Here is a 17,055-nt window from a genome sequence, read left to right as displayed (position 1 = left end):
CTTGCGGAAAGCCTTTCCGGTGGAATCAGTCGGCGTTGCTGGTCACGACGCCGGTGGTGGCGTCATAGACGATGGTGCGCTGACCTGCGGTACGGCCGTCCAGGCGGTAGGTGTAGGTGCAGACACCGGCAGCAGCCGCTGCCTGGTAGTCGCTGGTAGCAGCGGTCGCCACCGACGGAGCAGAGCCCTGCAGGACGGCGTTCCACACTTCCACACAACGGGCGGGGTTCGGGTTAGCCGCGCTATCGCTGGCAGCGCTGATCGGCCAGCCGTTGGCGTTCACGTCCACGGTGCCGTCACCGAAATTAGTCACGTTGGTGTTCGGGTTGGCGATCCCCTTCACCCGGTTCAGCTCCCACTGCGAACGCACCAGCGCCACGCCGGCCGCCAGCGCGCCGCCGGTGCCGTTGACCGCCGCGGTGTGCGCATCCTCGGTCGCATTCATGAAGCGCGGCAGCGCCACCGCGGCGAGCACGCCGAGGATCACGATAACCACCACCAGTTCGATCAGGGTAAAACCCTTCTGCTGTTTCATCTTTCCATCTCCATTTGCCCTGCGGGCGTTGTCACGGGGTCGGTCCAGTCCACCGCCCGCAGCTCCACGGCGGTCGGCCGCTCGGCCTTTGCGGTTTCCATGGTTTGCAGTGGAAGACGCACCAACTGCCAGACCTGCACGCCTTCCTTCCCGCCGCTGCGCCAGCCGTCGAAGCGGGCGCGGTACAGCACCCGGGCCTGCTGCGGCAGGAAGTACCAGCAGCCCCGGCGCGGCGTCCGGCTCTCGGCCAGCTCGCCACAGTAGTTGCCCTGCTGCCAGCGCAGCAGGGTGAACGGATTGGGCGCGGTCCGGCCCGCGTCCAGCGGGCGGCCCTGCGCCATATTCTCGGCGGCCAGTGCATTGAGGCTGGCCGCAAGGCGCGCCACCGTCGTGTTCGTGGCTGCCCGCTCGCTGTCGGCTGCAATATGCCACAAGGAGATAACGATCACACTGCCCAGCATCAAGGACAGCAGCCATCGACCGCCTCGGCGCAGCGGCGCCACCAGCAGCAGCCGCGCATCCCGCGCCGGCAGCGGCCTCACTGGACGCCCTTGGCCGCCGCCGACAGCTCCCACATCGGCAGGAACACCCCCAGCGCGAGGATCAGCACCATCACGCCCATGGCGACGATGAGGATCGGTTCGATGGCGTCGGCCAGGCGCTTGAGGTCGTAGTCCACCTCCTGCTCGTAGAAGTCGGCGACCTCGACGAACAGGTCGTCCAGCGCGCCGGTTTCCTCGCCGACCGCCATCATCTGCAGCACCAGCGGGGTGAACAGGCCGCTGGCGGCGGCGCCGCGGGTCAGCGCCTCGCCGCGCTCGACCCCGCCGCGCATGGCGGTGATCGCCCGGCCGATGTGGCGGTTGCCCACGGTGTTGCTGTTGATCGCCAGGGTCTGCAGCAGCGGCAGGCCGGCGCGGTACATCATCGCGAAGGTGCGGGTGAAGCGCGCCAGGGCGATGCGCTCGAAGATGGCGCCAACGATGGGCAGGCGCAGCTTGTAGCGGTCCCAGACCAGCGCGCCGGCCTCGGTGGCGGTCCAGCGGCGGAAGCCGAGCAGCGCGCCGACCAGGGCGATGGCCAGCAGCCACCACCAGTGCTGCATGAATTCGGAGAAGCCGATCAGCACGCGGGTCGGCCAGGGCAGCTCGGCGTGGAACTGGGCGAACACCTTGGAGAAGGCCGGGATCACCAGCAGGTTGATCACCGCCAGCGCCACGCCCATGGCGACCATCACGAACAGCGGATAGCGGGTGGCCTGCTTGATGCGCTTGCGCGTCTCGCGCTCCATCTCCAGGTAGCCGGCCAGCTGGCGGAAGGCCTGGTCGAGCTGGCCGGTGTTCTCGCCGACGCTGATCATGCTGACGAACAGCGGGTTGAACACCTTCGGGTGGCTGCCCAGCGCCACCGCCATGGCGTTGCCCCCCTCCAGGTCGCCACGCAGGGCCTGCAGGATCTCGCGGAAGTAGGGGTTGCGGGTCGATTCGGCGAGCCCGCCGATGGCGCGGATGATCGGCACGCCGGCCTTGCTCAGGCTGTACATCTGCCGGCAGAAGATGATCAGCTCCTCCAGCTCGACCCGTTCGCGGCCGAGCAGCCGGCTCAGCGCGCGCAGGGCATCTTGCTCGCCGCCGGCGGACGCCTGCGCTTCGGCCTCGATGTTCAGTGGGGTGATGCGCTCGGCCAGCAGCTCGCCGGCCAGCGCCTCGGCACTGGCCGCCTGGCGGATGCCGCCGATCTTGCGGCCCTGGGCGTCGCGCCCGCTGAAGCGGAAGCTGGCCATCAGACCACCAGCCCGTCACTGAGGCTGGCGCTGACCCGCAGCACTTCCTCGACGCTGGTCAACCCGGCCAGCGCGTAGTCCAGCGCGCTCGCGGCCAGCGGCCGGTAGTGCGGCTGGGTGCGGGCGGCGTCGATGAAGCCCTGCGGGTCGTGGCGGCGCAGGGCGGCGGCCATGGCGCCGTCGACCTCGAGCAGCTCGTAGACGCCGATGCGCCCCAGATAGCCGGTGTTGTGGCACTGGTGGCAGCCGTTGCCGCGCACGAAGCGCCGCCCGGCCAGCGGGGCGCCGTGGATGGCCTCCAGCCAGCGCAGCTCGCGCTCGCCCGGCGCCTCCTCGACGCGGCAGTGCTCGCAGACGCGGCGCACCAGGCGCTGGGCGACCACGGCGTTGAGGGCGTTGGCCACCAGGAACGGCTCGGCGCCCATGTCGATCAGGCGCAACGGCGAGGTCAGGGCGTCGTTGGTGTGCAGGGTGGACAGCACCAGGTGGCCGGTGAGCGCGGCGCGCAGGGCGATCTCGGCGGTTTCCTGGTCGCGGATCTCGCCGACCAGCACGATGTCCGGGTCCTGGCGCAGGGCGGCGCGCAGCACGCGGGCGAAGGTCAGCTCGATCTTCGGGTTGACCTGCACCTGGTTGACCCGCGGCAGGCGGTATTCCACCGGGTCCTCGACGGTGATGATCTTCTTCTCCGGGCTGTTCAGCTCGGACAGCCCGGCGTACAGGGTGGTGGTCTTGCCCGAGCCGGTGGGGCCGGTGACCAGCACCAGGCCGTGCGGGCGCTGCAGCAGCAGGCGCAGGCGCGCCAGCATCTCGGCCGGCATGCCGGTGCCCTCGAGGCGGAACACCCCGGCGCTCTGGTCGAGCAGGCGCAGCACCACCGATTCGCCGAACTGCACCGGCATGGTCGAGACGCGCACGTCGAGGCTGTGGTTCCTCACCCGGATGTTGAAGCGGCCGTCCTGCGGCAGGCGCTTCTCGGAGATGTCCAGGCCGGCCATGATCTTCAGGCGCATGACCAGCGCCGAGGCGATGCGGGTTTCCTTGATCAGTTGTTCGTTGAGCACGCCGTCGATGCGCTGGCGGATGCGCAGCACCTGCTCGTCCGGCTCGATGTGGATGTCCGAGGCCTTCATCTGCACGGCATCCTCGAACAGCATCTGCAGCAGGCGCACCACCGGCGCGTCGCTGTTGTCCAGGCTCAGGCCGCTGAAGTCGAAGTCGCTCTCCTCCAGGCGCTCGTCGAGCTGGCCGGCCAGTTCGGCGATCTCGCCGCTGCGGCGGTAGAAGCGGTCGAGGCAGTCGACCAGGTCGCCCTCGCGCACCACCGCCGGCCTGACCGGCTGGCCGAGCAGGCGGGTCAGTTCGTCGAGGGCGAACAGGTCGAGCGGGTCGCTCATGCCGACCAGCAGGGAGTCGCCCTCCTGCACCAGCAGGATGGCGCGGAAGCGCCGCGCCAGGGCTTCGGGCAGGCGCTGGATCAGCGCCTCGTTGAAGCGGAACTGGCGCAGGTCGACCCAGGGAATGTCGAGCTGGCGCGACAGCGCCTCGAGCAGCTTCTGCTCGCTGATGAAGCCCATGTCGACCACCGCGCGGCCAAGCTTGGCGCCGCTGCGCTTCTGCTCGTCCAGCGCCAGCTGCAGCTGGCCCTCGCTGATCAGACCGTTCTGCACCAGCAGGTCGCCGAGGCGGACCTTGCGCCGGCGCTTGTCGCCACCATCCATCAGGAATCTCCTCCCAGGACCTGCACCCGCTCGCGGGCGTAGCGTCGACTGGCGTCATCCAGGCCCTGCCCCTGCAGCGCCTGGCGGTAGTGTCGGGCAGCCTCGGCGCGCTCGCCGAGCTGTTCGAGGGCGATGCCCAGGCCCAGCTGCCAGCTCGCCTGCGCCGGGCGCAGCAGCACCAGGTTGCGGTACAGCCGCGCGCTTTCGCGCCACTGGCCGGTCTGCTGGTAGGTGGCGGCGAGCAGCGCGTGGTAGGCCGGGTCCTCGGCCAGCGGCGGCAGCCGTCCGGCCAGGGTGGCCGCTGCCGCGGCGCTGTCGCCGGCCTGCAGCTGGGCGCGGGCGAGCAGCACGCGCAGCTCGCCGTCGGCCGGAAAACGCGCCAGCTGCGCCGGCAGCTCGGCGGCCAGGCGCTCCGCCTGCCCGTCGGCCAGCCAGGCCCGGGCCAGCCAGCGCAGCGCCTCGCGGTTGTCCGGCTCCCTGCGCAGCAGCGCCTCCAGCAGGGCGATGGCGCGCGCTCGCTCGCCGGCCAGCAGGGCCTGGCGCGCCTCGCTCAGCGAGTCCGGGCGATGGCTGGCGACGCTGGCCTGCGCGGCGCGGGTCTGCGCGACGCCGGTCTGCGCCGGGGACGCGGCCACCACCACCGGCGCGCTCTGCCGCGGCGCCGCCGCTGCGGCAGGCGGCGAAGCCGGCCGGGCCGCGGGCGCCGCTTGCGCGGGGCGGGCGGGGACGGCAGGCAGCGCGGGATAGTCGTCGGCAGGCGGTTCCTCGCCGGGCGCCGGATCACCGGCCACCGGATCGCCGGCCGCCGGCAGTTGCTCGGGATCGAAGGGGTCGGCGACGAGCGGCACCTCGACCCACAGCTGCCAGCGCTCGCCGGCCGGCTCCAGGCGGTCGAACACCTGCAGTTCGCTGCCCAGGCCGACCAGCAGCAGTTCGGCGCCATCGCCCACGGGCTGCAGGCTCCAGCTCAGGCTGCGGCCGTCGCCGGCGAAACCGCCGGCGCGCGGCCCCTGGTCGTCCAGCTGCAGGCGGGGCAGGCGCAGGCTGACCGCGCCGCTCTGCTCGTTGCGCCGGTACTCGGGGGCGCGGTCGAGCAGCAGCTGCAGGACGAAGCGCTCGCGCCCGTGCTGCGGCAGGGTGGCCAGCAGGCGCACCGGCGGCTCGCCGGCCGCCGCGGTCGCTGGCTCGGGCGCAACCGGCAGCGGCGCGGGCACGGGCGCGGCCGCAGCGGGAGCAGGCTGCGCCACGGCGCCGGCAGGCGGCGGCGCCACGACCGGCGCGGCGGCGGCATCCGTCGCCCAGGGTCGCGCCAGCAGCAGCGCGGCAAGCGCGGCACCGCCGAGCAACGGCAGCGCCAGCAGCAGGCGGCGGCGCCCGGCGCGGCGGGCCGCGGCGCCCTCGTCGGCCGGCAGCAGGCCCTCCAGCGGCGCCCGCTCGAGCGGCGGCGCGTGGCGCGCCTCGAGGTCGCGCAGCATGTCGTTGACCAGACTCATGGCATGCCTCCCGGCAGCCAGGGGCGCAGCCACGGCCACAGGCCGAACAGGAGCAGCAGCACGCCGGCGCCGGCCAGGCCCCAGCCCAGGCGCAGGGCGGCACGCTGCAGGAACGGCCGGGCGCCCTCGGTGTCCTCCAGCGCGCGCTGCACGTGGCCGGCGCGCACCCGGCGGCTGCCGCTGCCGAAGGCGGCCATCAGCGCCTTGTGGGCGAGGATGTTGACCAGCCGCGGAATGCCGCCGCTGCCGGCGACCAGCCGGCGCAGGGCGCCAGCATCGAACAGCGGATCGCCACGGTAGCCGGCATGCACCAGGCGCTCCTCGACGTAGCGGCGGGTGTCGGCCAGGTCCAGCGGGCGCAGGCGGTAGGAGAAGGTGATGCGCTGGCGCAGCTGGCGGAACTCGGCACGCTCGAGCAGCGCGTCCAGCTCGGGCTGGCCGAACAGCACCACCTGCAGCAGCTTGCAGTGTTCGGTTTCCAGGTTGGTGAGCAGGCGCAGCGCCTCCAGGCTGCGCGGCGGCAGGGCCTGGGCCTCGTCGATCAGCAGCACGGTGCGCCGGCCCTGCCCGGCCAGCTCGATCAGCCGGCGGTTGAGGGCGGCGAGCAGGCCGTGCTCGTCGAGCAGCTCGGCATCGGCGATGTGCAGCTCCTGGGCCAGCGCCTGGCGCAGCTCGCGCGGGCCGAGGGCCGGGTTGGGGATCCAGGCCACCTGCCAGCGCCCGCGCTCCTCGCCGAGGAGGTTGAGCAGCGCGCGGCACAGCAGGGTCTTGCCGGTGCCGACCTCGCCACTGACCTTGATGAAGCCCTCGCCCTCGCCCAGCGCCACGCGCAGCAGGTTGAGGCAGGCCTGGTAGGGGGCCAGCCGCACCAGGAAGGCGGTGTTGGGGGTGAGGGCGAAGGGTTTCTCGCGCAGGCCGAAGAAGCTCAGGTACATCCGCCTACCTCAGCGCGCGGAAGCTGGTCGCGCTCTTCTGCAGTTCGTCCAGCCAGGTGTCGGCGCCGATCACCTGCGGACGCAGGAGGATCACCAGCTCGCTGCGCACCAGGTCCTTGCGCTGCTGCTGGAAGAACCAGCCGAGGAACGGCAGCCTGGACAGCCAGGGCACGTTGGCGTCGGTGTTCTCGTTGATGTCCTCGAGCAGGCCGCCGATCACCACCATCTGGCCGTTGCGCGCGCGGACGATGGAATCGGACTGGCGGGTGGTGGACAGCGCCAGCGGCAGGTTGAGTTCCTTGTCCTGGCCCAGGGTGATGACCTTGTTCTGGTCCTGCACGCGGCTCACCGTCGGCCGCACGTGCAGGGTGACCTCCTCGCGCTGGTTGATCTGCGGGGTCACGTCCAGCGAGATGCCGGAGAAGAACGGCGTCAGGGTGACGTCCTGGGTCGGCTCGGAAACCCCGGCCACGGTGGTGGTGTTGGACGAGGAGACGTCGGTGACGAAGTACTCGTCGGTACCGACCTTGATCACCGCCTTCTGGTTGTTCAGCGTGGAGATGCGCGGGCTGGACAGCACGCGCACCTGGCCCTGGGTTTCCAGCAGCTGCAGCAGGCCGCTGAAGTCGCCGACGCCGAGCGCCGCGCTGAACACCCCGCCGATGCCCTGCGCCCCGCTCAGCTGGGCGCCATCGAGGTCGAGCCCGAAGGTGCTGTTGCCCTCCTTGCCCAGCTGGGTCCAGTTGATGCCGGCCTGGAACTGGTCGCTCAGGCGCACCTCGAGGATCTTCGCCTCGAGGATCACCTGGCGCTGCAGGTTGCGCTCGGCCTGCTCGAGGAAGGCCTCGACGTTCTGCTGGTCGCTGCTGGAGGCGCGCACCACCAGCAGGCTGGCCTGCGGGTTGACCACCACCTTGTTGCCCGGCTCGTCGCCGATCAGCGCGCCGACCACGTCGCCCACCTCGCGCCAGAAGTCGACCTGGCTGGTGGTGACCACCTGGCTGGCGTTGACCGTGCTGGCCTGGTTGCTGGTGGTGGTGCCGCCGCTGTCGCTGTCGCTGCTGGCGCTCTCCGAGGTGGTGACCGTGCCGGAACTGACCCGGGTATCGGTTTCGCCGCGGCGCTGCAGGTTCAGGTAGTTGAGGTCGTAGGTGCGGGTCAGCAGCTGGTTGGGCAGGATCCGGTAGCCGTAGCTGGTGCGCTGGAAGTCGTAGCCGTAGCTGTCGCGCACCGCGGCGAGCACCTCGTCGAGGGTGACGTTGCGCAGGCTGAAGGTGATGCTGCCGGTGACGTCCGGATGCACCACCAGGTTCTGCCCGGCGCCGTCCATCAGGCTGAGGAAGAACTCGCGGGCGTCCATGTCGCGCACCGCCACGTCGAAGCGCGGCCCGCCGGCCGCTGCGGCCGCCTCCGGCAGCAGCGGCGGCAGCAGCGCGGCCTGCACCGCCGGCGGCGGCGTCGCGTCCTGGCGGCTCTGCGCCAGGGCTTCGTCGAACAGGCGGTCGCTCTGCTCGCGCAACTGGCGGTCGCCGTCGGTGAAGGTCTGGCAGGCGGCCAGCAGGCAACAACCGGCGAGCAGCGCCAGGCGGGACGGACGGAAAGGCATCGAGGGCATCAACGGCTCGGGCTCCGGGTGGCTGGAGTCACAATGGGTTGGCTCAGGTGCAGCTCGCTGCGCTGCCCCTGGCGTTCGATCAGCACGCTGCGTGCGCGGATGGCCAGCACGCGCCAGTCGCCGTGGCGTTCGCCGACCTCGAGGCTGCGCCCGCCGATCACCGCGCGCGCGCCGGCCGGGCCGCGCAGGATGGCCTGCAGCAGCGGCACCGGCGCCGCCTCGCCGGCGGCTGCCGGCGCGCTGGCAGCCGCCGGCGGCAGGGTCGGGTCGAGGGCGGCGCGCACCGGCAGCGCCAGCAGGCAGGCGATCAGCAGCAGGATCCTAGACACCGACCCACCCCGCATGACGGCTGAGGGTGTACAGCTCGATGACGATGCGCGCCTTGCCGGGGCCGGCCTCGCCGACCTGGTAGTCGAGGCGCTCCCAGAACAGGCGGCGGCCGCCGGGCTGGCGGCTCTGCTGCTCGATGCCGCGCAGGTAGTCGCGCAGCTCGAAGTAGCTGCCCTCCAGGGTCAGGCGCATGCCGTGGCGGTAGAGCACCGGCACGGCGTCCGGCTGCTCCCGCTCGGCGGCGGCCGGCTGGTGCTCGCCCTCCGGCAGGGCGGCGGGCAGCTCGAGCGGCGCGGAGAAACTCTCCAGAGCCAGCAGACGCAGTTGCGGACGGCTCTGCAGCAGTTCCTGCAACACCTGCCGCATGCGCTGCGGGTCGATCAGCGCGGCCGTCTCCTCCTCCAGACCGGCGAGCTGGCGCTCGCGCAGCGCCTGGGCCGCGAGCAGCGCCTGGCGCAGCGCCCGGTCCGGGTCGACGGCGGCGCGCGCCTGCAGTTCGGCATCGGCGCTGCGTGCCTCGAGCAGGCGGGTCTCGGCGCCCTGGCGCTCGGTCTGCAGGCGCGCGAGGCGCTGGGCCAGCGGGTCGTGGCCGAGCAGCAGCCAGGCCATGGCCGGCAGCAGCAGGGCGACGCCGGCGGCCATCCACTGTTCGCGGGCGCTCAGGCCCTGCCAGCGTTGTGCCAGGTCGCTCATCGGGCGGTCTCCTCGCTGGCGGCCGCCTGCGAGGCGAGGCGGAAGCGCAGCACGCCGGCATCGTCGCGGTCGAGATCGAAACGGGCGAACTGCCTGCCGGCGAAGGCCGGGCTGCGGCCGAGGCTGGCGAGGTAGCCCGGCAGCAGTTCGGCCTGCTGGCTGGCGCCTTCCAGCAACAGGTCGCGGCCGCCCTGTTCGAGACGGATGGTATCCAGCCAGACGCCGGCCAGATGGCGCTCGGCGAGGGCATCGAGGGGGCCGCTGAAACCGCTGCTGCGCTCGGCGAGCAAGCCCTGCAGGTGTTCGCCGAGGCGCTGCAGTTGACGGTTCTCCGCCTCCAGCGCGGCCAGCTGCGGCGGCAGGCGCGGGTCGGCCTGGGGCTCGCGGAAGCTGGCGCGACGGGCGGCCAGCGCCGCCTCGGCCTGCTCGGCGGCCTGGCGGCCGGCGTCCACCTCGGCCTGCAGCTGCTGCAGGCGCCAGTAGTGCCAGCCGCCATCGAGGGCGATCGCCAGCAGCAGGGCCAGGCCGGCGAGCGCCAGCAGGCGCGGCGCGGGGCGGCCGTCGACGGCCGCCTGCGCCGGCTGGTAGAGGTTGATGTTCTGCATGGCCCCGGTATCGGTCATCCGCCCCGCTCCTGGCGCAATGCGGCACCGATCGCCGGCAGGAAGGCCGCGCGCTGCGCGGCGGGCAGGCCGAGCAGCGGCGAGCCGGGAAACAGCTGCTCCAGGGCGAGCTGCTCGACCCGCACCGACAGCTGGCGGCCCAGTTCGGCGAGCGTCGCCTCGTCGGCCTCGACCGCCGGCAGCAACAGCAGGCGGCTGAGGTAGCCCTTGCCCAGCTGGCTCTCGAAGTAGTCCAGCGAGCGCTGGATCTCCAGAGCCAGCTGCGCGCCGCCTTCGCCGCGGTTGTCGAGGCCGTGCTCGATGCGCCGCGCCATGTACAGGGCGGCGCCGTGCTGCACGCAGATCAGCCCGGCGCGCGGGCCGAGCAGCACCACGGCGAGGTTCTGCGCGTCGGCACCGGCCAGCAGGCCGAGGTTGCGCAGGGCCATTTCCGGGATGTCGATGCTGTGCAGGCGCAGGCCGGCCCCGGTCACCCAGTCGGCCAGCGCCTGCATGCGCGACTGCGCCAGCACGGCGCAGTAGGCCATCGGCGTGCGCCCGCGGTAGGCGTCGTCGGGCAGGGCGAAGGCATCCACCACCAGGCTGTCCAGCGGCGCACTGACCAGCTCGCGGATGCGCCAGCGCACCGCGGCGCGCAGTTCGGCGGGAGGCACCTCGGGGCGCTCGACCAGCAGCAGCTGGTAGTCGCCGGCGGCCAGCAGCAGGCTGGCCGGGCGGCCCTGCAGGCCGAGCGCCTCGACGCGCTCGCGCAGCGGCTCGACCGCGCCGCCCGGCGCGGTGGCGACCAGCTCGCCGAGCGGCAGCTGCACGGCACCGCCCTGGCGCTGCACGCCGACCAGCGCGCAGCCGCCCGCCACGGGGGCCAGCCCGAGCAGTTGATCGGCAGCTTTGGGGGTTCGCTTCAGCCAGGCCAGCAAAGGCTTTCTCCTTGTCCGCAGGTCCGGGACAGTTCGGCAGGCGGCCCGCTGGCAGGCCGCAAACCGCTAGAATGCGCGACGTCCCGATTCGCACAGGCCCGCCCGATGTTTCATGTTGTGTTGTTCCAGCCGGAAATCCCGCCCAATACCGGCAACATCATCCGACTCTGCGCCAATACCGGCTGCCAGCTGCACCTGATCGAACCGCTCGGCTTCGAGCTCGACGACAAGCGCCTGCGCCGTGCCGGCCTCGACTACCACGAGTACGCGACGGTAACTCGTCATGGCTCGCTGGAGAGCTGCCTCGCGACCCTGGTCGGGGGCAGGATACTGGCACTCACCACCAAAGCCAATAACAGTTACGCGGAGATGGACTACCAGGCCGGCGACGTGCTGCTGTTCGGCCCGGAGAGCCGCGGCCTGCCGGCCGAGGTGCTGGCCAGCCTGCCGCCCGAACAACTGCTGCGCCTGCCGATGCGCCCCGGCTGCCGCAGCCTGAACCTGTCCAACGCGGTGGCGGTGACCGTCTACGAGGCCTGGCGCCAGCACGGTTTCGCCACCGCCTGAGGCTCGATCCCGCCACGCGCCGACCTTGCGACGGCATCATGACAGCCCGACGATAATGCGTAGTGACGCGCATCAAAATAGCCAACCGCGTCACGCTTTTGAACCATCCCTTGGTAGCGGAACCGACAAAAAACCCCGCGCACGGCGGGGTTTCCTGTCGGCGGCGCCGGCTTCAGGCCGTGGCTTCGGCCGCCTGCATGCGCGCCAGTTCCTGGGCGTAGAGGGCGTCGAAGTTGACCGGCGAGAGCATCAGCGCCGGGAACGAGCCGCGCACCACCAGGCTGTCCAGCGCCTCGCGGGCGTAGGGGAACAGCAGGCTCGGGCAGAAGGCCCCGAGGGTGTGGCTCATCGCGGCGGCATCGAGGCCCTTGATCAGGAAGATGCCGGCCTGCTGCACTTCGGCGATGAAGGCGGTGTCGTCGCCGTTCTTCACGGTGACCGAGACGGTCAGCACGACCTCGTGGAAGTCGCCGCCCAGGTCCTTCTGGCGGGTGTTGAGGTCGAGGGTGATGCCCGGCTTCCACTCCTGGCGGAAGATCTCCGGGGTCTTCGGCGCCTCGAAGGACAGGTCGCGGACGTAGATGCGCTGCAGGGAGAACTGCGGCTGGTCGTTCTGCGCGGCGGCGCCATTGGCTTGTTCGGTCATGCTTTGCTTTCCTTGTTCGTTGCGTGGAGGGTTAGCCGCGCAGCAGCGCGTCCAGCTTGCCGGCGCGCTCCAGGGCGTAGAGGTCGTCGCAGCCGCCGACGTGGGTGGCGCCGATCCAGATCTGCGGCACCGAGGTGCGCCCGGCCTTGCGGCTCATCTCGGCGCGCACGTCCGGCTGGCCGTCGACGCGGATCTCGGTGAAGGCGACGCCCTTGTGGCTCAGCAGCTGCTTGGCGCGCACGCAGTAGGGACAGTAGTCGCTGGAGTAGATGACCACCGGCTGCATGTCACTTCACCACCGGCAGGTTGTCGCCGCGCCAGCTGGCGATGCCGCCGCCCAGGCGGGAGACGTCGTAGCCGGCCTTCTTCAGCTTGCCGCAGATGCTGCCGGCGTGCTGGCCCATGGCGTCGACCACGATCAGGGTCTTGGCCTTGTGCTTGTCCAGCTCGGCGATGCGGCTGTCCAGCTTGTCATAGGGGATGTTCAGCGCGCCGGTGATGTGGCCGGTGGAGAACTCCTTGTGCGGACGCACGTCGAGCACCAGCGCCTCGCCGGCGTTGAGCTTGGCGGTCAGCTCGCGGCAGCTCAGGCTGCGCCCGCCGCGCCGGGCCTCGCTGGCGATCAGCAGGGCCAGCAGCACCACGAACAGGGTGCTGAGTACATAGTGGTTAGAGGCAAATTCAATCAGCTGGGCAACCATCGCGAGCATCCGGCACGGTAAAATGGCCCGCAGTATACACAGCCAGTCGACACGGCTGAACCCGCCGGCAGTCACCCCTGCGGTGACGTCCGCCGGGTCGGCCAGTAGACTGGCGCCCCTTTCGAACCTGCTCACGAGTCGGACGCATGCCTGCCACGCCCAAACCCCTGGTCCTGATCATCCTGGACGGCTTCGGTCACAGCGACAGCCCGGATTACAACGCCATCCACCACGCCAGCACGCCGGTGTGGGACAACCTGCGCGCCACCCGCCCGTACGGCCTGATCTCCGGCAGCGGCATGGACGTCGGCCTGCCCGACGGGCAGATGGGCAACTCCGAGGTCGGTCACATGAACCTCGGCGCCGGCCGCGTGGTGTACCAGGACTTCACCCGGGTGACCAAGGCGATCCGCGACGGCGAGTTCTTCGACAATGCCGCGATCAACGCGGCGGTGGACAAGGCCGCGGCCGCCGGCAAGGCGGTGCACATCCTCGGCCTGCTCTCCGACGGCGGCGTGCACAGCCACCAGGAGCACATCGCCGCGATGGCCGAACTGGCCGCCCGGCGCGGCGCCGAGCAGATCTACCTGCACGCCTTCCTCGACGGCCGCGACACCCCGCCGAAGAGCGCCACCCCCTCCATCGAGCTGCTCGACGCCACCTTCGCCAAGCTCGGCAAGGGCCGCATCGCCAGCCTGACCGGCCGCTACTTCGCCATGGACCGCGACAACCGCTGGGACCGCGTCGAGCAGGCGTACCGGCTGATCGTCGACGGCGAGGGCGAGTTCGCCGCCGCCAGCGCCATCGAGGGCCTTGAGGCCGCCTATGCGCGCGGCGAGAGCGACGAGTTCGTCAAGGCCACCACCATCGGCACGCCGGTGCGCGTCGAGGACGGCGACGCCGTGGTGTTCATGAACTTCCGCGCCGACCGCGCCCGCGAGCTGACCCGCGCCTTCGTCGAGGGCGACGAGTTCGCCGGCTTCCAGCGCGCGCGCGTGCCGCAGCTGGCCGGCTTCGTCATGCTCACCCAGTACGCGGCGAGCATCCCGGCGCCCTGCGCCTTCCCGCCGGAGCCGCTGACCAACGTGCTCGGCGAGTACCTGGCCAACAACGGCAAGACCCAGCTGCGCATCGCCGAGACCGAGAAGTACGCCCACGTCACCTTCTTCTTCTCCGGCGGACGCGAGGAGCCGTTCGAGGGCGAGGAGCGCATCCTCATCCCCTCGCCGAACGTCGCCACCTACGACCTCAAGCCGGAAATGAGCGCGCCGGAAGTCACCGACCGCATCGTCGACGCCATCGAGAACCAGCGCTACGACGTCATCGTGGTCAACTACGCCAACGGCGACATGGTCGGCCACACCGGCGTGTTCGACGCGGCGGTCAAGGCGGTGGAGTGCCTGGACCAGTGCATCGGCCGCATCACCCGCGCGCTGGACCAGGTCGGCGGCGAGGCGCTGATCACCGCCGACCACGGCAACGTCGAGCAGATGGAGGACGAGGTGACCGGCCAGGCGCACACCGCGCACACCTGCGAGCCGGTGCCGTTCCTCTATTACGGCCCGCGCCCGCTGGCCATCCGCGAGGGCGGCGTGCTCGCCGACGTGGCGCCGACCATGCTCAGGCTGCTGGACCTGCCGATCCCGGCCGAGATGACCGGCACGCCGCTGGTCGAACTGCAGTGAGGATCACGCCCCGGCTCGCCGGGGCGTTCTTTTTGCGTGCGCCCGGAGGCATACTAGGACGCTCACCCACCGGATACCTGTCCATGCTGCGTGCCGCCCTGTTCGCCCTGCTCGCCTGCTGCCTCGCGCCGGCCTTCGCCGATGAGCGCGCCGACGCCCAGCGCCAGCTGGAAGCCGCGCAGAAGGACATCGCCGAGCTGCAGAAGCTGCTCGGCACCCTGCAGCAGGAGAAGTCCGGCATCCAGAAGCAGCTGCAGGGCAGCGAGCGCGAGATGGGCGAGCTGCAGAAGCAGATCGAGGCCCTCCAGCAGCAGCTCGAAGACGGCGAGCAGGAAATCGAGCGGCTCGACGGGGAGAAAAAAAAACTCCAGAGCCAGCGGGCTGAACAGCAGAAGCTGATCTCCCTGCAGATCCGCGCCGCCTACCAGAGCGGCGGCCAGGAATACCTCAAACTGCTGCTCAACCAGCAGCAGCCCGAACAGTTCACCCGCAACCTCACCTACCACGAGTACCTCAGCCGCGCGCGCCGCGAGCAGCTCGACAGGTACAACGCGATCCTCGAGCAGCTGCATCTCATCGAGGCCGACCTGGCCACCCGCCATGCCGTGCTGGCCGGCCAGCAGGTGGAACTGCAGGACCGTCGCGAGGCGCTGGACAAGGTGCGCAGCGAACACCGCGCGGTGCTGGCCAGACTGAACAGCGAGCTGGGCGACGGCGACAAGCGCCTCAAGGCCCGCCGCCAGGAGCAGGCGCGCCTTAGCGCACTGCTCAAGACCATCGAGGAAACCCTCGCCCGTCAGGCCCGCGAGGCCGAGGCACGGCGTCTGGCCGAGCAGCGTGCCCGCGAGGAGGCCGAGCGCCAGCGCCTCGCCGCCACCGGCACCGGCACCGGCACCGACAAGGCCGCCAGCGCCACACCTGCCGGCCCGCGGGTTTCCAGCGCGGCGCCAGCCGTCGACGGCCCCTTCGCCCAGGCCCGCGGCAGGCTGCCCTGGCCGGTGGACGGCCAGCTGCTGGCGCGCTTCGGCACGCCGCGCGGCGATGCCCGGCTGAAGTGGGACGGCGTGCTGATCGGTGCCGCTGCCGGCACCCGCGTGCGCGCCATCCACGACGGCCGCGTGGTGTTCGCCGACTGGCTGCGCGGCGCCGGCCTGCTGGTCATCGTCGATCACGGCGGCGGCTACCTCAGCCTGTACGGCCACAACCAGACCTTGCTGAAGGCCGCCGGCGACCTGGTCAAGGCCGGCGAGGCCATCGCCACCGTTGGCACCAGCGGGGGGCAGGATACCCCGGCGCTGTACTTCGCCATCCGTCAGCAGGGCCAGCCCAGCGATCCGCTGCGCTGGTGCCGCGCCCAGGGCTGACCGCTCGCCCCATTCAGGAGTTGCTTCCATGTCGTCGCGTTACCGTCTCTCCGCCGTGGCCCTGTCCCTCGCCCTGCTGGGCGCGGCACCGCCGCTGCTGGCCGCGGAGGCGGCCGAGCCCACTGCCACAGGCCGCGCCACCCTGCCGCTCGACGAACTGCGCACGTTCGCCGAGGTGCTCGAGCGGATCAAGACCGCCTACGTCGAGCCGGTCGACGACAAGACCCTGCTGGAGAACGCCATCAAGGGCATGCTCAGCAACCTCGACCCGCACTCCGCCTACCTGGAGCCGGAGGATTTCCAGGAACTGCAGGAGAGCACCAGCGGCGAGTTCGGCGGCCTGGGCGTCGAGGTCGGCCAGGAGGACGGCATGCTCAAGGTGGTCTCGCCGATCGACGACACCCCGGCGGCGCGCGCCGGCATCGAGGCCGGCGACCTGATCGTCAAGATCGACGGCCAGCCGACCAAGGGCTGGTCGCTGATGCAGGCGGTGGACAAGCTGCGCGGCAAGCCGGGCAGCCCGATCGTGCTGACCCTGGTGCGCGAGGGCGGCAAGCCGTTCGACGTGCGCCTCGAGCGCGCGGTGATCAAGGTGCGCAGCGTGAAGAGCGAGCTGCTGGAGAAGGGCTACGGCTACCTGCGCATCACCCAGTTCCAGATCAACAGCGGCGAGGAAGTCGGCAAGGCGCTGGCCAGGCTGAAGAAGGACAACGGCGGCAAGCTCAAGGGCCTGGTCCTCGACCTGCGCAACAACCCCGGCGGCGTGCTGCAGGCGGCGGTGGAGGTTTCCGACCACTTCCTCGACGACGGCCTGATCGTCTACACCAAGGGCCGCATCGCCAACTCCGAGCTGCGCTTCAGCGCCGACAAGGCCGACGCCAGCGAGAACGTGCCGCTGGTGGTGCTGATCAACGGCGGCAGCGCCTCGGCCGCGGAGATCGTCGCCGGCGCCCTGCAGGACCACAAGCGCGGCGTGCTGATGGGCACCGACAGCTTCGGCAAGGGCTCGGTGCAGACCGTGCTGCCGCTGACCAACGAGCGCGCCCTCAAGCTGACCACCGCGCTGTACTTCACCCCCAGCGGCCGCTCGATCCAGGCCCAGGGCATAGTTCCCGACATCGTCGTCGAGCGCGGCAAGGTGACCCGCGAGGACAGCCAGGGCCAGGGCATCAAGGAAGCCGACCTGCCCGGCCATCTGGGCAATGGCAACGGCGGCGCCGACAAGCCCAGCAGCAGCAAGCCGGCCACCCAGCCGGCGGAGAAGCCGCAGGACGAGGACTACCAGCTCAGCCAGGCGCTCAACCTGCTCAAGGGGCTGAACATCACCCGCCGGCCGTGAGTCGACGGAGGCGTCGCCGGGTAGGGTAGGTAACTCGCGAAGAGATTACCTACCATCCAGCCACGCCACCCAAGAGCGGTAGAGGATCGCTGCGCGAGTCCTCTACCC

18 protein-coding genes are annotated in these 17,055 nt (G+C 71.2%); 4 read left to right on the top strand and 14 right to left on the bottom strand.

Features of this window, described 5'->3' with window-relative positions:
* Positions 1–25: 25 nt before the first annotated feature.
* Genes SK095_RS17440 through SK095_RS17390 form a run of 11 tightly spaced genes read right to left on the bottom strand, consistent with a single transcriptional unit; the run spans position 26 to position 10,645 of the window.
* Complete coding sequence (locus tag SK095_RS17440) at positions 26–535, bottom strand: prepilin-type N-terminal cleavage/methylation domain-containing protein (RefSeq protein WP_320546977.1); 510 nt, start codon at positions 533–535, stop codon at positions 26–28.
* Positions 532–1,077: a hypothetical protein gene (locus tag SK095_RS17435; RefSeq protein WP_320546976.1), complete on the bottom strand. Its 546-nt coding sequence runs from the start codon at positions 1,075–1,077 to the stop codon at positions 532–534. Before SK095_RS17435 ends, SK095_RS17440 begins: the two co-directional genes overlap by 4 nt.
* On the bottom strand, positions 1,074–2,318 hold the full coding sequence (locus SK095_RS17430; protein ID WP_320546975.1) for a type II secretion system F family protein: 1,245 nt from the start codon (positions 2,316–2,318) through the stop codon (positions 1,074–1,076). Before SK095_RS17430 ends, SK095_RS17435 begins: the two co-directional genes overlap by 4 nt.
* Positions 2,318–4,039 carry a GspE/PulE family protein gene (locus SK095_RS17425; protein WP_320546974.1) on the bottom strand — a complete coding sequence of 574 codons (1,722 nt, stop codon included), beginning with the start codon at positions 4,037–4,039 and terminating at the stop codon, positions 2,318–2,320. The genes SK095_RS17430 and SK095_RS17425 overlap by 1 nt, the downstream gene beginning before the upstream one ends.
* Entirely contained in the window at positions 4,039–5,532 is a 1,494-nt protein-coding gene (locus tag SK095_RS17420; RefSeq protein WP_320546973.1) for a tetratricopeptide repeat protein, read from the bottom strand. Before SK095_RS17420 ends, SK095_RS17425 begins: the two co-directional genes overlap by 1 nt.
* On the bottom strand, positions 5,529–6,467 hold the full coding sequence (locus SK095_RS17415; protein WP_136491830.1) for an ExeA family protein: 939 nt from the start codon (positions 6,465–6,467) through the stop codon (positions 5,529–5,531). Before SK095_RS17415 ends, SK095_RS17420 begins: the two co-directional genes overlap by 4 nt.
* Positions 6,468–6,471: 4 nt before the next feature.
* Positions 6,472–8,082, bottom strand: a complete 1,611-nt coding sequence (locus SK095_RS17410) for a secretin N-terminal domain-containing protein (protein WP_320546972.1) — start codon at positions 8,080–8,082, stop codon at positions 6,472–6,474.
* On the bottom strand, positions 8,082–8,411 hold the full coding sequence (locus SK095_RS17405; RefSeq protein WP_320546971.1) for a Type II secretory pathway component: 330 nt from the start codon (positions 8,409–8,411) through the stop codon (positions 8,082–8,084). The genes SK095_RS17410 and SK095_RS17405 overlap by 1 nt, the downstream gene beginning before the upstream one ends.
* Entirely contained in the window at positions 8,404–9,105 is a 702-nt protein-coding gene (locus SK095_RS17400; protein WP_320546970.1) for an MSHA biogenesis protein MshJ, read from the bottom strand. The genes SK095_RS17405 and SK095_RS17400 overlap by 8 nt, the downstream gene beginning before the upstream one ends.
* Positions 9,102–9,728, bottom strand: coding sequence for an MSHA biogenesis protein MshI (locus SK095_RS17395; protein WP_236574637.1), 627 nt, complete (start codon positions 9,726–9,728; stop codon positions 9,102–9,104). The genes SK095_RS17400 and SK095_RS17395 overlap by 4 nt, the downstream gene beginning before the upstream one ends.
* A complete protein-coding gene (locus SK095_RS17390; protein WP_320546969.1) occupies positions 9,725–10,645 on the bottom strand; it encodes an MSHA biogenesis protein MshI in 921 nt (306 codons plus the stop codon). Before SK095_RS17390 ends, SK095_RS17395 begins: the two co-directional genes overlap by 4 nt.
* 105 nt (positions 10,646–10,750) lie before the next feature.
* On the opposite strand from SK095_RS17390, the gene trmL reads away from it, so the two are divergent.
* Entirely contained in the window at positions 10,751–11,212 is a 462-nt protein-coding gene (trmL, locus tag SK095_RS17385) for a tRNA (uridine(34)/cytosine(34)/5-carboxymethylaminomethyluridine(34)-2'-O)-methyltransferase TrmL (RefSeq protein ID WP_320546968.1), read from the top strand.
* 172 nt (positions 11,213–11,384) lie between these two features.
* Here trmL and secB read toward each other — a convergent pair whose 3' ends face one another.
* The 3 genes from secB to SK095_RS17370 are packed head-to-tail and all read right to left on the bottom strand — an operon-like array spanning position 11,385 to position 12,559.
* Entirely contained in the window at positions 11,385–11,858 is a 474-nt protein-coding gene (gene secB, locus SK095_RS17380; RefSeq protein ID WP_136491759.1) for a protein-export chaperone SecB, read from the bottom strand.
* A gap of 31 nt (positions 11,859–11,889) precedes the next feature.
* Positions 11,890–12,144, bottom strand: coding sequence for a glutaredoxin 3 (gene grxC / locus SK095_RS17375; RefSeq protein WP_136491758.1), 255 nt, complete (start codon positions 12,142–12,144; stop codon positions 11,890–11,892).
* Position 12,145: 1 nt separating this feature from the next.
* On the bottom strand, positions 12,146–12,559 hold the full coding sequence (locus tag SK095_RS17370) for a rhodanese-like domain-containing protein (RefSeq protein ID WP_136491757.1): 414 nt from the start codon (positions 12,557–12,559) through the stop codon (positions 12,146–12,148).
* Positions 12,560–12,705: 146 nt separating this feature from the next.
* Here SK095_RS17370 and gpmI point away from each other — a divergent pair, with 146 nt between their 5' ends.
* From gpmI to SK095_RS17355, 3 genes are all read left to right on the top strand, one after another.
* Positions 12,706–14,244 carry a 2,3-bisphosphoglycerate-independent phosphoglycerate mutase gene (gpmI, locus tag SK095_RS17365; protein ID WP_320546967.1) on the top strand — a complete coding sequence of 513 codons (1,539 nt, stop codon included), beginning with the start codon at positions 12,706–12,708 and terminating at the stop codon, positions 14,242–14,244.
* 83 nt (positions 14,245–14,327) lie between these two features.
* Entirely contained in the window at positions 14,328–15,608 is a 1,281-nt protein-coding gene (locus SK095_RS17360) for a murein hydrolase activator EnvC (RefSeq protein ID WP_320546966.1), read from the top strand.
* Between the two features lie 28 nt (positions 15,609–15,636).
* Complete coding sequence (locus SK095_RS17355; RefSeq protein WP_201485762.1) at positions 15,637–16,947, top strand: S41 family peptidase; 1,311 nt, start codon at positions 15,637–15,639, stop codon at positions 16,945–16,947.
* Positions 16,948–17,055: the final 108 nt, after the last annotated feature.

The organism is Pseudomonas sp. AN-1, assembly GCF_034057115.1.
In the GTDB taxonomy this organism is placed as follows: domain Bacteria; phylum Pseudomonadota; class Gammaproteobacteria; order Pseudomonadales; family Pseudomonadaceae; genus Geopseudomonas.
This window is presented reverse-complemented; position numbering and strand designations above follow the sequence as displayed.

Excerpts from the sequence above, each read along its gene's own strand:
- SK095_RS17415 (WP_136491830.1), bottom strand. The coding sequence starts at position 6,467 with ATGTACCTGAGCTTCTTCGGCCTGCGCGAGAAACCCTTCGCCCTCACC.
- SK095_RS17410 (WP_320546972.1), bottom strand. The coding sequence starts at position 8,082 with ATGCCCTCGATGCCTTTCCGTCCGTCCCGCCTGGCGCTGCTCGCCGGT.
- secB (WP_136491759.1), bottom strand. The coding sequence starts at position 11,858 with ATGACCGAACAAGCCAATGGCGCCGCCGCGCAGAACGACCAGCCGCAG.
- SK095_RS17430 (WP_320546975.1), bottom strand. The coding sequence starts at position 2,318 with ATGGCCAGCTTCCGCTTCAGCGGGCGCGACGCCCAGGGCCGCAAGATC.
- SK095_RS17425 (WP_320546974.1), bottom strand. The coding sequence starts at position 4,039 with ATGGATGGTGGCGACAAGCGCCGGCGCAAGGTCCGCCTCGGCGACCTG.
- gpmI (WP_320546967.1), top strand. The coding sequence starts at position 12,706 with ATGCCTGCCACGCCCAAACCCCTGGTCCTGATCATCCTGGACGGCTTC.
- SK095_RS17395 (WP_236574637.1), bottom strand. The coding sequence starts at position 9,728 with ATGACCGATACCGGGGCCATGCAGAACATCAACCTCTACCAGCCGGCG.
- SK095_RS17360 (WP_320546966.1), top strand. The coding sequence starts at position 14,328 with ATGCTGCGTGCCGCCCTGTTCGCCCTGCTCGCCTGCTGCCTCGCGCCG.
- SK095_RS17400 (WP_320546970.1), bottom strand. The coding sequence starts at position 9,105 with ATGAGCGACCTGGCACAACGCTGGCAGGGCCTGAGCGCCCGCGAACAG.
- SK095_RS17440 (WP_320546977.1), bottom strand. The coding sequence starts at position 535 with ATGAAACAGCAGAAGGGTTTTACCCTGATCGAACTGGTGGTGGTTATC.
- SK095_RS17355 (WP_201485762.1), top strand. The coding sequence starts at position 15,637 with ATGTCGTCGCGTTACCGTCTCTCCGCCGTGGCCCTGTCCCTCGCCCTG.
- SK095_RS17420 (WP_320546973.1), bottom strand. The coding sequence starts at position 5,532 with ATGAGTCTGGTCAACGACATGCTGCGCGACCTCGAGGCGCGCCACGCG.
- SK095_RS17370 (WP_136491757.1), bottom strand. The coding sequence starts at position 12,559 with ATGGTTGCCCAGCTGATTGAATTTGCCTCTAACCACTATGTACTCAGC.
- trmL (WP_320546968.1), top strand. The coding sequence starts at position 10,751 with ATGTTTCATGTTGTGTTGTTCCAGCCGGAAATCCCGCCCAATACCGGC.
- grxC (WP_136491758.1), bottom strand. The coding sequence starts at position 12,144 with ATGCAGCCGGTGGTCATCTACTCCAGCGACTACTGTCCCTACTGCGTG.